Genomic DNA, 13,238 nt, shown 5'->3' with positions numbered 1-13,238 from the left:
CAGAAGTTGTCCGCCGAGTCAAGCGGCTCCGCACAGCTCGGGCAGGCTGACAGCCGAGGCTTCTGCGACATCGATCACACCCACGTCCTTGGGCGGAGGCGGTTAGCCCGCTCCACCAGTTCGATCCTTTCCTCGCCGCGCTGCGCGAGCCTGGCGAGTACCCGGTACGACCGTTCCAGACCGAAGCGCAGCCCGCGCTCGTCTAGACGGTTGCCGAGCAGCGCGGGCCGGGCTCCCGTCGCCGCCTCGGGTCTGGCGGTCTGCGGAATTACGCTGCCGCTGGAGAGTATCCAGTCCAGCGCGCTGCCGAGTACCTCGGTGCTCAGCCGCTCGCGCCGCACGGCGTCAAGCCCGAAGCCCGCGAGCCGCTCCACCTGGTCCGCCGCGGCCGTCAGATCGGCGAGTCGCTCCGTGTCCGCGCCCGGCTTCAGGCCCCCGGCAGGCGGTGGGCCAAGGCGCAATCGGGCCCGTACGGCCGCCACTCGGGCCGCCGTGTAGTGGATGGACGCCTCCGGCACGGACTCCAAGGCGGCGACCGAGCCGGCCCTGTCGCCGGCAGCGAACCGCACACGGGCGAGCCCGAACGCGGCACTGACGAAACTCGGGTCGGTAGCCCACACGAGGTGGTAGTAATCGGCGGCGTTGTCGAGTTGACCCAGCATCTCCGCACACACGCCGAGCGCCAGCTTGGGAGCGGGCTCGCCGGGGAACGCGTCGTACACCGCGTCGAAGGAGAGCGCCGCCGTCTCCCGGTCGCCGGTGACCAGCGCATGCAAGCCGCGATACCAAACGATCCGCCAGTCGTCGGGGTGCAGTGCCCCCAGCGCGTCCAGGCTCTGCCCGGCGAGCGGGTCGTAGCCCAGCTCCAGGTCGGCTCGCACCCGGCGCAACCGCAGCTCGGCGGAGTCGGCAGGGGCGGCGCGGAGGGCGCTGTTCAGCTCGGCGGGGGCCGCGGTGAGCAGTCCGGCGAGGAAGCCGGCGTTGGGGTCGCTCGGGTCGATGCGCGGTACCGGCAGCGCCAACGCGGCGGCCCGGGCGTCCAGCCGCAGGGTCGCCTGACCCAGGCCCGTTGCCGCCGCCGGCTGTGCTGTGCCTGCTGGGCTGGCCGTGACTGCTGGGCTGGCCGGCCCCGAAAGCGGTACCCGTCCTCGCTGGTGTGGAAGCTGCCCGGTGCCCGTGCCTATACCGGTGCCCGCTGCCGCGTGGGGCGTCTCTGGCGCCGTCAGCGACGCACTCGCCGAGCCTTCCGCCGTCACCCCGGGGCGCCGTCTGCGCCGTGCGCCGTTGCCCGCGCCCCGTTGTGCGGGCTCCGCGTGGTCCTCGTCGAACAACTGAGTGTCTACGATGCGCAGTTCAGGACCGAAGAGGGTGGAAAGCGCGGGGCGCGGGTGTCCCGACTGGATGGCGACCACTTCGCGTAGCACGCCTGTGAGCTGGTCGGCCATCTCCTCGGCGGAGGCGAACCGGCGTCCCGGGTCCGGGTCGGTGGCCCGTACCAGCAGGCGGTAGAAGGATTCGTAGCGGCGGAATACCTCGATATTGCTGGGGTCGGGGAGGCTGTCGGCGAAGACGTTGGTGTAACCCTGGAAATCGAAGGTGAGCACGGCCAGGGTGCGGGCCACCGTATACAGATCGGAGGCCACGGACGGGCCGTGCTCGGCGACCTCGGGGGCCTGGTAGCCGACGGTGCCGTAGATCGCGCTGTCCTCGTCGTCCATCCGCCGGACCGCGCCCATGTCGATGAGCTTGAGCTGGTCTCCCTGCTGGATGGCGTTATCGACCTTGAAGTCGCAGTACAGCAGGTTGCGGCTGTGTAGATGGCCGAGTGCCTCCAGCGCCTCGATGCCGTACGCGCACGCCCGCTCCACCGGCAGCGGGTCGCGTCGCCCATCGGCCGCGCGCCGGTCGTTGGCCAATTCCTTGAGCGACTTGCCACCCACGTACTCCATGACGATGTAGCCGTCGAGGCTGCCGGTGCGTTGATCGAGGTGTTCGACGAAGTTGTAGATCCGCACGATGTTGGAGTGCTCGATCTCGGCGAGGAACCGACGCTCGGACAGCGCGACGGCCAACGCGTCCTCGTCGCCGGTGTCGAGCAGGCCCTTGAGCACCACCCAGCGGTCGGACACCGCACGGTCGATGGCGAGGTAGATCCAGCCGAGGCCGCCGTGCGCGAGGCAACCGACCACCTCGTACTGCCCATGCACGACGTCCTTGGGGCCCAGCTTCGGCACGAACGAATACGGGTGACCGCACTTGGTGCAAAAACCCTCGGTGCGGCCCGGACCGTCTTTCCGTGCGCGGCCCACCGGCGCGCCGCAGTCGGAGCGGCTACAAAAACGCTTCCGCTCGGGAACCTCCGGGTCGGCGAGCACGGCCGTGCGCGGGTCGGGGCGCGGCACGGCCGGCATGCTCACCAGGCCGGCGCCCAGCCGGTTGCGGCTGGAGGAGGAGGTGGAAGCCATAGAGCTGCGCACCGACACCGAACGGCTGTTGGCACGCCCCGATGACGTCCGGGACAGCTGGCCCGACACCGATCGGCGCGAGCCCGCGGAACGGGACGTCGATGAGCGTGTGGACCGCGATGACTGCGTGGACTGGGAGGAGCGCCCGGAAGCCCTGGCGCTGGCGGCCCGCCCCGAGCCGCCCGCGCGACCGCTCCCCGCGCCGCCCCCGCCGGCCGCCATGCCGGTGGGTGGTGAGGAGAGCAAGCCGCTGGGCGAGACCACGGGGGCCAAGCCGCAGGTGTCGCAGTACAGCTCCCCGCCGCCCATGTCCTCGTAGGTCCCGGCGCAGTCGGGCCGCTGGCATTCGGCGCTCATCCATGGCCCCCTGGCGCTTGGGAGTGTCCCGGCCGGGTCGGCGCATCCCAGTCGCCGTGACCCGACTCGCCCGGCCGCCCCTGCGGCGCCCGGTCTAGCGGCGGCCCGTCCAGCGGCGCCGGCTGCCGGGGGACCAGCGTCTCCGCCGTCGCCTGCTGGTAGCGCAGCACGCACTGTTCCGCGGCACGCAGGTCACACGGCGCGCTCCACAGCAACCGCCTGGCCGCGTCGTACCGCTCCATCAGCAGCGGGTCCTCGGCCATCCCGTGCCGGGCGACCTTTGCCTTGTACGCGTCGAGCCTGCCGCGCAGCTCCGCGCGGATCGCCAGCGGCGCGGTCACCGACGTCAACGACTCGCGGGCGCGCAGCAGTTCGTCCTCTACCCGCTGTTCGAGGCTTTCAAGGAGTGGCGACAGCCGGTGCCACTGGGAGTGCCTGCGGTAGTCGGCGGCCAGCGCGAGTTGCTCGTGCAGCGCGGTGGGCGGGCCGCTGACCGCGGGCACGTCGGATGCGGCGATCTTCGCCAGCACCTCGCCGCGCGCCTGCCTGGCCTCGGTGAGCGTGCGGTCCGCGCGCGAGAGCACATCGCGCAGCAGCATCAGCCGCCGCTCCGCGTCCTGCCGAACGGCCAGCACGGCCTCGATCTCCCGCCGCACTTCCTCCAGGGCGCGCGCCGCCCGGTCGTAGCGCTCGGTGTTCGGACGGCCGCCGCCGGGCGCCGAACTGAGTGATGCGCCGGACCAAAAGGCCAGCGGGTCACAGATCACCTCGGCGCGCAGGGCATGGAGTTCGGTGGTGATCTGCTCCAGGTCGTCCCCGGAGGGGTGCTCACCGGGCCGTACGCCCACCGAGTGCGCCAGCGAGCGGGTGCGCTGCAATTCGGCGGCGAGCATGTCGATACGCGCGGGCAGCGCCGACCAGATGGCGTCCGAGGTGACGACGACGTCGAGCGCCTGTGCGTACCCGCTGTTCATCCGCTCCACGAGGGCGTCCAGGGTGAACCGTTCGCTCAGCCGGGTCGAGCCGGACAGCGCGCCGCCGGGAACGGTGACCCGCTCGCCGCGCAATATCTCGGTGAGCTCGACGAGTTCGCTCTGGCCGGGCCAGCGGCGGCGGGCGCGCAGCTCACGGGCCTTGCCCAGGGCCACGGTGTAGGCGTCGTAGTACGTCCACAGCATGGAGATCGTCTGTTCGGCGGTGGCCCAGCGCACCTTGGTGGTGCCGGTCAGTTCGGCCCCTTCGAGTAGCCTGCGGCCGGCGTGGTCTTGGAGCGCCAGCAGCGAGGTCTCGATCGCCTCGTGCTCGGCGTTCAGCTTCGCCAACGCGCGGTCCACCTCCTCCCGGTCCATGACCGGAACCTGGGGCATCCCCGACGAGCTGGGGGCGGGTCCCGAGGCCGCCATCGATCACCTCTCCTGTGCGTAAGGTTCAGTCCTTGTAGGCGGGTTGCGGCGGTGCCGTGATCCCCTTCAGGTCGTCCTGGAGCCAATAGCGGTATGCCTGCATCCAGGGGCTGTCCTTGCCGCCCTTGCGGTAATCCTCCAGCACCTTGTTCACCCTGCGCACCAGATCGGTGTCTTCCAGGTTCATGGCCACACCGTACGGCTCTTTCGTGAGCGGTACGCCGACTAGTTTCACCGACGGGTCCTGCGCCGCCTGGCCCGCGGCGAGCGCGTTGTCCGTCAAGACGGCGTCCACCTGTCCGAGCTGGAGCCGTACCAGGCAGTCGAGTTGGTTGGGCACGGTCACCTTGGTCGCCCCCAGCGCCCGCGCGCCGCGCTTGCCGTCGTCATCGAGCAGCCCCTCACCCGTCGAGCTCGTGGCCGTACACACCCGCTTGCCGCGCAGCGAGGGGCCGTAGGAGGTGATGGTCGAGTCCTGGGGCACCATCAGTTGCTGTCCGGCCTGGAAGTACGCGGTGGAGAACGCGACCTTCTTGATCCGATCACAGTTGATCGTCATGGTCCGTACGACGATGTCCACCGTGCGTTGTTGCAACGCGGGGATGCGCTGACTAGTGGGAATCGTACGGAAGATGACCGCGTTGCGATCACCGAATATCTCCTGGGCGATGGCCCGCACCAGATCGATGTCGAAGCCGGCGAGTTCGCCGGTGGCCGGGTCGCGGTAGCCCCAGCGGAAGCTGTTCTGGTCCACCCCGGCAATCAGCTTTCCGGGCTTCCGGTTCTTGATCCGGCGCACTGCGTCACCGGTGATGGGCAAGGGGCGCAGGCTCTCCTCCGGGCGCTGGCAGCTCTCGCTCGTCTCGGATGTGCCGTCCCGCGCTGGGGCCACCGCCTGCCGGCTGTGCGCCCGTTGGCCGCTCTGTTCTCTGTGGCTGCTGTGACCGCTGTTGTTGAAGGCGGCCGGGGCCAGCAGCGCGGCCGTCACCGCCAGGGCGCAGCCCGCCACCGACAGGGCCACCGTCCGTCGTCGGCCGGCCGGCCGCTGCCCCGCTCGCAGCGTGCCCGCCGCACCGTACGTGCTCGCCGCAGCATGCTCACCGCCCGGGCTCGCCGTGCCACCCGCGGCCTCTCCGGCTGCTGCGGCCTGTGTGCTGCCTGTGCTGCCTGTGCCGTCCGTGCTGCCCGTGCGCATGTCCCCGCCCCCCGTCACCGGTACTCCGACAGCCTGCGGCCCACGCCGAGCACCGTGCCCACGGCACCGAGCACGGCCAGCACGGCGGCGCCGATCGGCAGGGCGTTCAGCAGGCCGCGCCCATCATCCGCCGCGCGTTTGAACTCGCCCTGCTCGTGGCCGATCGCCCTGGCCAACGCGTCATCCACGCGGTCGAAGGACTCACCCGTGCTGCCCTTGCCGCCGGTGACCTTGGCCAACGCTTGCTCGTAATCGCCCTGGTCGTCGGTCTTCCTGGCCTCGCCGTGCCGCCGCTGCCATTCCCATGCCTCGTCGATCGCCTCGGCTACCGGCCCGCGTCCGCCGTCGTTGTCGGCCAGTGCGTCGGCCCGACCCAGCAGGCTGTCCCGGGTGGCGACCGCAGTTTCGGAGGACGATGCGTCCGGCCCGGATGTGCTGGCCGAGTCCAGCGCTGACGCACCGATGAGGGCCTGCATCCGGTCGTTGTAGCCCACCTCGTAGGCGTCCTTGCCCCGGTCCGGGCCCTTCTCGACCACCACAGCGCCCCGCGCCACCAGCGTCAGGTTCTCATCGCCCCGGGCCTGTAGCACCGCGATGCGCGCCGCGCTCAGCGCCCGCAGCGACCGTGCAGCGTGCTGGTCGGACTTGCTCAACCCAGCGCGCGCCACGCTGTGGCCCACCACGAGCCACAGCACGACGGCCGCTGTTGCCGCGGTGGCGGCCAGCAGGCCGAGGTTGAACACCCGGTTCGTACGGCGGTAGTTACGGCGCTGCGCCCACACCAGTGCGCCAAGAGCCAGGGCGCCCACACCGAGCGCCACCCAAGGCCATGCCTTCGCATCGTCGTAGTCCGCTTGGAGCTGCCCGCTTTGTGCCTCGTACAGTTCGCTCGCCGCCGGCAGCAGGCGCTCGCGCATGGTGTCGTTCGCGTACCGCAGATAGGCGCCGCCCAGAGGCAGCCCCTGCCGTTCGTTGGCGCGCGCCGACTCCACCAGGCCCGTGTAGATCGGCAGCACGCGGTTGAGCTGATCGATGCGCGCGCGGGCCGTGGGCGAACCGCCGCTGTTGGCCGCGGCCTTGACCAGTAGCTTGGAGGCGAGCGCGATGTCCTGGTCGTAACGCTTGCGTATGTGACGTGGCTCGGGCCCATCCGCCAGGAAGCCGCTGGCGACCGTGGTGTCGGCGTCGGCCAGCGAACGATAGATGTCGGCGGCGTCCGCGCTCAGCGGCTGGCTGCGCTCCACGACGGCCTCGGCGGCGTCCGAGCGGTCGGCGACCTGCCAGGCCGTCAGTGCGCCGAACACCACGAGCAGGGCGGCCAGTAGGGCGCCGATGGCCCGCAGCCGACCCGGCTCGGTCACTGCCGCCGCGCGTAACCGGTCGAGGGCCTCGCGCCAGGCCGCGTGCGGCGCGCCGGGCGGCGCAGGCGGCCCGGACAGCGTCGGCGGCGCGGAGGTGTACGCGGTGGCAGCCGGGGCCTCGGGCGCAGGCGCAGCCATGGGCGCGATACCGCCGGTCGGCGGGTGTGACACGAGACCTCCCCCTGGTTCGCTGGCAGTGGACCGGCGCCCGGCGGGCCGGGACGGTGCGCACCCCCGGCAGCAGTATGGCGGCAAGGGCTGACAACCACACCGGTCGTGAACTGATCTTGCAGGAGAAGCCGCCTCGCCGCCGTATCCCCAGGGCTTCGCCCGCGTTCTTGCCTCCCATCACGCCGGGAGGCGGTGTTCGGTTCCGGTACCAGCGCCGTTACCGTACGTTATGCCCTGGTGCCCGGAGTGCGGACGGGTCGCAGAGGCGTGGCGCCCTGGGCGGTTCGTACTGCGCGTACGTGATCCACGGCACGGTGAACGGCGCCTTGGCGGGGCCGAAACGTGAGAGAGCGAGAAAAAGCCGAAGGAACGCATATACGCGTTTTCCAGCCACCTTCCGACTTCGCCCCTGGCGCCCCGTACGGCGGTGGGCCCCGGCCCGCGCCGTCCGCATCCGCCACCCGGGCCGCTGGCAGGCCGTGGTGGGGAGCATCAGCGCCGCGGCGCCCCGTGCTGACCGGGAACGGAGCGGCGGGGCGGCCTGGTCAGGGTGATCTGGCGGACCAGTTGATAAAAACAGGCCAGCGCGGCGAGGGCGGGCAGCGCGGCGACGGCGATGCCGTTGACGGTCCGCGGTGCGTGCGCCACGCAAAGGACGATGGAGAACGCGCTGAACAGCACCACGATCGTCCATGCGTGGGGGGCCCGCCGGTGGTGCACCGCGTGCCGGACGATGGACAGCGAGGCTGCCAGCCACGGACCGTAAATGAGCACTGGCCACCAGATGGCGAGGCGGCGCGCCACGTCGGGTGCGACAACTTGTTGCAGCGGCTGGTGGGCGAACATCCCACCGAGCACGCTGACTACCGCCACGATGACCGCGACCAGCACAGCGAGCAGGAAGCTCAGCACCTGCGCGCGGGTCACTCCCCGGTGGGGTTTGCGCAGCGCCTTTCGCAGCCGCCGAAAGCGGCGGCGGCGATGGGTGGCGTGCGGCTGGGACAGGCGCGGCGCGGGGATGACCGGGGTCGGTACGAAGGGGCTGAGGGATTGTGTCTCGGCCGACTCCCGCAGCAGATTGGCCAGTTCGGCCTCCGAGTCCCAATGCCCGCCAAGTACCGCGAGATCGGGGGCGGTGAGCGGCTGGGCCCCGGCAAAGGAGCCGTCGGCGGGGAACGAGCCACCGGTGGGGAAGGGGCCGTCCGCAGTGAAAGCGGCACCGGTGGGGAAGGGGCCGTCCGCAGTGAAAGCGGCACCAGTGGGGAAGGAGCCGTCTGCACTGAGGTTGGTACCGGCGGAGAAGGAGCCGTCTGTAGGGAAGCCCGTACCGGTGGCAAAGGAGTCGTCAGGGAAGGAGCCGCCAGCGGGGAAGGTGCCGGCGGCAGGGAAGGAACCGCCGGCGGGAAAAGAGCCGTCCGCGGTGAAGCCGGCACCGGCGCCCATGTCGGGACCCCCGCCGAACCCACCCCCACCAGCGCCGGGCCCGCCCCCGCGGTCGGTCCCGACGTCGGGGTGGGGAACGGCCCCCGGGATGCCTAGGCCGTAGGGATCGTAGGGCTCATGCATGGTGGTCCTGCCGCAGATACGAGGAACGTGGCAAGACAGCCCCCGGCTCGTGCGGATGAACCATTTCGGTGGGAGCCCGGCGCAACTCGTCGCAGCCCTGGATGAACTCTGTCTCGATACGCGCCACGGTCGCGGCCAGCTCGACCAACTCGGCCAGGCAATATCGCACCTCGACGCGTTCCACGCCGCGTTGCAGATGAGCGCGGGTGAAGCCTCGTGGGCCGTTGGTGGGCACGGCCGTGAGCACCCAGTCCCCCATGCGGTGAGACTCCGTAAGGGGCGCGGCCGAGTTCATCGGACCGGGATGCGCGGTGGATGAAGTCACGTGGGGTTAAACGAGGGGCTAGCCCGATTGGGCGTGCTCCGACTGGGGGACAATAGATGGGAAGTTCCTATTCATTGCCTTTCGGTGATTAAAACGGACTAGCCGGATAAGACGGGCGCTTGCCGTTCGGTGGTGCGCGCCGGGGCTCCCGCGCCCGAGAGCCGCCGGCGCACATCGGGTCTTCTTACGCGGCAGCCCCGTACGCCCCCCGCAACTGCGCGTACAGCGCGGGCGCCGCTCGGGTGTGGTCAAGACCGAGCAGAGCGGCGCCGAGCACCGGTGGCGCCACCACCACGCGGGGCACGGCCTTGGGGGCGCGCTCGGCGAGGAGTTCGCGTACCCCGTCGTCGAGCAGCCGGTGTTGAGCGGCGAGGACGCCGCCGCCCAGGACCACCGGGGTCTCCTCGCCGAGCAGGTCGAGCTTGCTCAGCGCGACCGTGGCCATGGTGACCACCTCGTCCGCCTGCCGGGCCACGATCGTGCGGGCCACGGCGTCGCCGGCGTCGGCCACCGCGAACAGCACCGGGGTTACCTCATGGCGCCGGCTGCGCGGCACGCTGCCCAGATGCAGCGCGCTGATCAGCTCCAGCATGTCGGACAGCCCGAAGTGCGCGGGGAGTTCGTGGGCGAGCGCGGTGGGTTCGCCGCGGCCGTCCCAGGCCCGTGCCGCCCACCACAGCGCCTCCTCGGACAGGAATCCGCCACCGCCCCAGTCGCCGGAGATCCGGCCGATCGCGGGGAAGCGCGCGGTGCGCCCGCCGGGGGCAAGCCCCGCGCAGTTGATGCCCGCACCGCACACGACGGCGACCCCGGTGGGCTCCCCGCCATCCGGCAGCCCGGAGCGCAGCAGCGCGAAGGTGTCGTTGGTGACGGTGACCGTACGGCCCCAACCGCGGACCGCGATGGCCTCCGTCAGCTGCTCCTCCTCGCTGGGCAGATCGCAGTTGGCCAGGCAGGCGGAGACGTGCTCGGTCAGCGGCGGCGCGCCCGCGGCCAGGGCGTCCGCCTCGGGCGGCCCGGCCACGCCCGCGTCCGCCGCCGCCTGCGCTACGAGTGTGGCCAGGCCCGCGACGGCCCGTTCGGTGCCGACCATCGGCGGCTGGAAACCGCCGCCGCGCGCCCTGCCGAGCACCGTGCCATCCGGGCCGAGCAGGGCCACATCGGTCTTGCTGTTACCCGCGTCGATGGCGAGTACGGAACCGGTCAGGCCCACGCCAGGTGCTCCCGGTTGTGCGCGATCAGGGCATCGGTGAGCTGGTCCGCGTACTCGATCTGGCCGACCAGCGGGTGTGCGAGCAGAGCGTTGAACACCGCGCGCCGCCCCGCCGCAGCCCCGGCGCCCGCACCGAGCAACGCGGCGTCCAGCGCCAGGTGTTCGTACGCGGTGACATGGGCGGTGAGACCGGCGTACAGCGGCTCCAGCGGCGCGACGGGCAGCGGCTTGGCACCGTTCGCCCCGACCGCGGCCGGGACCTCGATCACCGCGTCATCGGGCAAGAAGGGCAGTGTGCCGTTGTTGAAGGCATTGACCACCTGGACGTCGCCCGTGTCGCCGAGCAGCGAGGAGGTCAGCGAGACGGCGGCCTCGGAGTAGAAGGCACCGCCGCGCTTGCTGAGCAGCTCCGGCTTCTCGTCGAGTGCCGGGTCTGCGTACATGTCGAGCAACTCCTGCTCGATGGCGGCGACCTCGGCGGCCCGGGACGGCTTGGACTTCAGCTCCCGTACGACGGCGTCGTGCTCGTAGAAGTAGCGCAGGTAGTACGAGGGGACGACGCCGAGCCGGTCCACGAGGTCCCGCGGCATGTGCAGGTCAGCCGCGATCGCCTCGCCGTGCTCGGCGAGCAGCTTCGGTAGCACATCGTCGCCGGTGGGCCCGCCGATCCGTACCCCACGCTCCCAGGTGAGATGGTTGAGCCCCACGTGGTCCAGGTAGATCTGGTCGGGGGCGACGTCGAGAAGCCGCGCGAACTTGCGCTGGAAGCCGATGGCGACGTTGCACAGTCCGACCGCTTGATGGCCCTCGGTGAGCAGGGCGCGGGTGACGATGCCGACCGGGTTGGTGAAGTCCACGATCCACGCGTCGGGGTTGCGGCGCCGTACCCGCTCCGCGATGTCCAAGACGATGGGCACCGTACGCAGCGCCTTGGCCAGGCCGCCGGCGCCGGTCGTCTCCTGTCCGACGCAGCCGCACTCAAGCGGCCAGGTCTCGTCCTTGTTCCGGGCGGCCTGGCCGCCGACGCGCAGTTGCAGCAGCACGGCGGCGGCGCCGTCCACGCCCGCGTCCAGGTCCGAGGTCCACGACACCTTGCCGGGGTGCCCCTGCTTGGCGAAGATGCGGCGTGCCAGTCCGCCGACCAATTCGAGCCGGTCTGCTGCCGGGTCGATGAGGACCAGTTCCTCCAGGTGCAGCGCATCGCGCAACCGGGCGAATCCATCGATGAGTTCGGGGGTGTAGGTGGAGCCCCCGCCGACCACTGCGAGCTTCATAGCTATTTAGCCCTTTACTCCGGTGAGAGTGACGCCTTCGACGAAGGCCTTCTGTGCGAAGAAGAAGACGATGATGACCGGCGCCATGACGAGCAGCGTCGCGGCCATGGTCAGATTCCAGTTGACGCTGTGCGCGCTCTTGAAGGATTCAAGACCGTAACTCAGCGTCCATGCGCCAGGATTTTGCGCCGCATAGATCTGCGGGCCGAAATAGTCGTTCCAGCAGTAGAAGAACTGGAACAGGGCGATGGCCGCGATGCCAGGCTTGGCCATCGGCACGACGATGGTGAGCAGCGTACGCAGTTCCCCGCAGCCATCGACACGGGCGGACTCCAGATATTCCTTGGGGATGGTCAGCAGGAACTGACGCAGCAGGAAGATGGAGTACGCGTCACCGAATGCCATCGGAATGATGAGTGGCCACAGCGACCCGGAGAGGCCGAACTGCTGAGCCCACACCAGATACATGGGGATGACGATGACCTGCGGCGGCAGCATCATGGTCGAGATGACCAGGATCATGGCGCCGCGCCGGCCGCGGAAGCGGAACTTGGCCAGTGCGTACGCCACCGGTATGGACGAACAGACGGTGAAGAGCGTGCCGAGACCCGCGTACAGCAGCGAATTGCGCCACCAGGTCAAAAAGCCTGGTGTGTTGAACACGTCTGCGTAGTTCGACCAGCGCCATTCGTGCGGCCACAACTCGCCGCTCATCGCCTGGCTGTCGCTCATGACGGAGGTCAAAAAGACGAAGACGAAAGGCAGTAGGAAGAACAGCGCGACGGCCAGCGCGCCGGTGTGCACGGCGATCCAGTGCAGGACGGACTTGCGGCGCGCACGGGACGCGGCCTGTGCGGGCGTCCGCGCGGGGCCAGGCGTGCGGGTGGCGCGCGGTGGGAGTGCGGTGGTGGTCATGGGTCAGTCCTCCGCCGTCAGCAGCCCGGCGCGCTTACGCATCAGCAGGGTGGTCACGGCCATGGCGATGGCGAACAGCACGAGGGAGAGCACGCATGCCGCGCCGGTGTTGAAGTTCTGGAAGCCGAGCGAATAGACGAGTTGCGGCACGGTGAGCGTGGAATGGTCGGGATAACCGGGCTGAATGGTCGAGCCGGGTCCGATGCTCACGCCAGAAGCGAGCTTTCCAGCGACCAGCGCTTGCGTGTAATACTGCATGGTTTGCACGGTCCCGGTGACCACCGCGAACATCACGATGGGCAGGATCGATGGCCAGGTGACATAGCGGAACTTCGCCCAGGAGCCCGCGCCGTCGAGCTCGGCAGCCTCGTACTGTTCCTTGGGCACATCGAGCAGTGCGGCCATGAAGATGACCATCAGGTCGCCAATGCCCCACAGCGACAGCATGACCAGCGACGGCTTGGCCCAGTTGGGATCGTTGAACCAGTTCGGCGCGTCGATGCCGATCGTGCCGAGCATCTCGTTCACCGGGCCGGTGCCCGGGTTGAGCAGAAAGACGAAGGCGACGGTCGCGGCCACGGGCGGCGCGAGGTAGGGCAGGTAGAACGCGGTACGAAAGAAGCCGACACCGGTCTTCAGCTTCGTGATCAGCAGCCCAATGCCGATGCCGAAGGCGACACGCAACGCCACCATCACCACGACCAGCCACAACGTGTTCCACAACGCGGGGCCGAACAACGGCATCTGGTCGAACACGTACTTCCAGTTCCGCCAGCCCACAAAGGTGGCCGGCTCGATCTGGTTGTAGTGCATAAACGAGAAATAGACGGTGGCGATCAGCGGATAGCCGAAGAAAACGGTGAATCCGATGAGCCAAGGAGAGAGGAAGCCAAGCGTACGCAGCCGGTCGTTGCGGTGCTTGCGGCGCAGCGCCTCAGCGTGGCCCGGTATGGCGGGTGGGGCGGCTTCCGATGTGGTGTGTGATCTTGCCAT

General features: G+C 70.0%; 11 protein-coding genes and 1 pseudogene. 1 reads left to right on the top strand and 11 read right to left on the bottom strand.

Going from position 1 to position 13,238, the window contains the following annotated elements; translation table 11 throughout:
- Window positions 1–74 precede the first annotated feature (74 nt).
- Together FHS42_RS09505 and FHS42_RS39490 are read right to left on the bottom strand one after the other, a co-directional pair.
- Window positions 75–2,189: a serine/threonine protein kinase gene (locus FHS42_RS09505; RefSeq protein ID WP_512700939.1), complete on the bottom strand. Its 2,115-nt coding sequence runs from the start codon at window positions 2,187–2,189 to the stop codon at window positions 75–77.
- 45 nt (window positions 2,190–2,234) lie between these two features.
- Window positions 2,235–2,465: pseudogene (locus FHS42_RS39490) on the bottom strand (serine/threonine protein kinase); the annotation flags it as partial.
- Between FHS42_RS39490 and FHS42_RS39350 the strand changes: the two are divergent.
- The gene (locus FHS42_RS39350) at window positions 2,455–2,784 is read left to right on the top strand and encodes a hypothetical protein (RefSeq protein WP_446696875.1); all 330 of its coding nucleotides are present in this window, start codon (window positions 2,455–2,457) and stop codon (window positions 2,782–2,784) included. The pseudogene FHS42_RS39490 and the gene FHS42_RS39350 sit on opposite strands and share 11 nt — an antisense overlap.
- A 34-nt stretch (window positions 2,785–2,818) precedes the next feature.
- On the opposite strand, the gene FHS42_RS09500 is transcribed toward FHS42_RS39350, so the two are convergent.
- The 9 genes from FHS42_RS09500 to FHS42_RS09460 all read right to left on the bottom strand — a co-directional run bounded on the left by FHS42_RS09500 (window position 2,819) and on the right by FHS42_RS09460 (window position 13,238).
- Window positions 2,819–4,225 carry a coiled-coil domain-containing protein gene (locus tag FHS42_RS09500; protein ID WP_246494438.1) on the bottom strand — a complete coding sequence of 469 codons (1,407 nt, stop codon included), beginning with the start codon at window positions 4,223–4,225 and terminating at the stop codon, window positions 2,819–2,821.
- A 25-nt stretch (window positions 4,226–4,250) separates the two neighbouring features.
- On the bottom strand, window positions 4,251–5,420 hold the full coding sequence (locus FHS42_RS09495; RefSeq protein WP_184570960.1) for a glutamate ABC transporter substrate-binding protein: 1,170 nt from the start codon (window positions 5,418–5,420) through the stop codon (window positions 4,251–4,253).
- A gap of 14 nt (window positions 5,421–5,434) precedes the next feature.
- Window positions 5,435–6,952: a GlnX family signal transduction membrane protein gene (locus tag FHS42_RS09490; protein ID WP_312866800.1), complete on the bottom strand. Its 1,518-nt coding sequence runs from the start codon at window positions 6,950–6,952 to the stop codon at window positions 5,435–5,437.
- 492 nt (window positions 6,953–7,444) lie between these two features.
- Window positions 7,445–8,518, bottom strand: coding sequence for a hypothetical protein (locus FHS42_RS09485; protein WP_184570959.1), 1,074 nt, complete (start codon window positions 8,516–8,518; stop codon window positions 7,445–7,447).
- Entirely contained in the window at window positions 8,511–8,777 is a 267-nt protein-coding gene (locus FHS42_RS09480; protein WP_184570957.1) for a hypothetical protein, read from the bottom strand. The genes FHS42_RS09485 and FHS42_RS09480 overlap by 8 nt, the downstream gene beginning before the upstream one ends.
- Window positions 8,778–9,027: 250 nt before the next feature.
- Window positions 9,028–10,056: an N-acetylglucosamine kinase gene (locus tag FHS42_RS09475; RefSeq protein WP_184570955.1), complete on the bottom strand. Its 1,029-nt coding sequence runs from the start codon at window positions 10,054–10,056 to the stop codon at window positions 9,028–9,030.
- Entirely contained in the window at window positions 10,047–11,330 is a 1,284-nt protein-coding gene (locus tag FHS42_RS09470; RefSeq protein WP_184570953.1) for a 6-phospho-beta-glucosidase, read from the bottom strand. Before FHS42_RS09470 ends, FHS42_RS09475 begins: the two co-directional genes overlap by 10 nt.
- A gap of 6 nt (window positions 11,331–11,336) precedes the next feature.
- Window positions 11,337–12,245, bottom strand: coding sequence for a carbohydrate ABC transporter permease (locus FHS42_RS09465; protein ID WP_184570951.1), 909 nt, complete (start codon window positions 12,243–12,245; stop codon window positions 11,337–11,339).
- Between the two features lie 3 nt (window positions 12,246–12,248).
- Window positions 12,249–13,238: a carbohydrate ABC transporter permease gene (locus FHS42_RS09460; protein WP_184570949.1), complete on the bottom strand. Its 990-nt coding sequence runs from the start codon at window positions 13,236–13,238 to the stop codon at window positions 12,249–12,251.

Source organism: Streptomyces zagrosensis (genome assembly GCF_014203645.1).
GTDB lineage: Bacteria > Actinomycetota > Actinomycetes > Streptomycetales > Streptomycetaceae > Streptomyces > Streptomyces zagrosensis.
The sequence above is the reverse complement of the archived record's forward strand: the minus strand, read 5'-3'. Positions and strand labels throughout refer to the sequence as shown.

Excerpts from the sequence above, each read along its gene's own strand:
- FHS42_RS09495 (WP_184570960.1), bottom strand. The coding sequence starts at position 5,420 with ATGCGCACGGGCAGCACGGACGGCACAGGCAGCACAGGCAGCACACAG.
- FHS42_RS09465 (WP_184570951.1), bottom strand. The coding sequence starts at position 12,245 with ATGACCACCACCGCACTCCCACCGCGCGCCACCCGCACGCCTGGCCCC.
- FHS42_RS09460 (WP_184570949.1), bottom strand. The coding sequence starts at position 13,238 with ATGGCAAGATCACACACCACATCGGAAGCCGCCCCACCCGCCATACCG.
- FHS42_RS09485 (WP_184570959.1), bottom strand. The coding sequence starts at position 8,518 with ATGCATGAGCCCTACGATCCCTACGGCCTAGGCATCCCGGGGGCCGTT.
- FHS42_RS09500 (WP_246494438.1), bottom strand. The coding sequence starts at position 4,225 with ATGGCGGCCTCGGGACCCGCCCCCAGCTCGTCGGGGATGCCCCAGGTT.
- FHS42_RS09480 (WP_184570957.1), bottom strand. The coding sequence starts at position 8,777 with ATGGGGGACTGGGTGCTCACGGCCGTGCCCACCAACGGCCCACGAGGC.
- FHS42_RS09470 (WP_184570953.1), bottom strand. The coding sequence starts at position 11,330 with ATGAAGCTCGCAGTGGTCGGCGGGGGCTCCACCTACACCCCCGAACTC.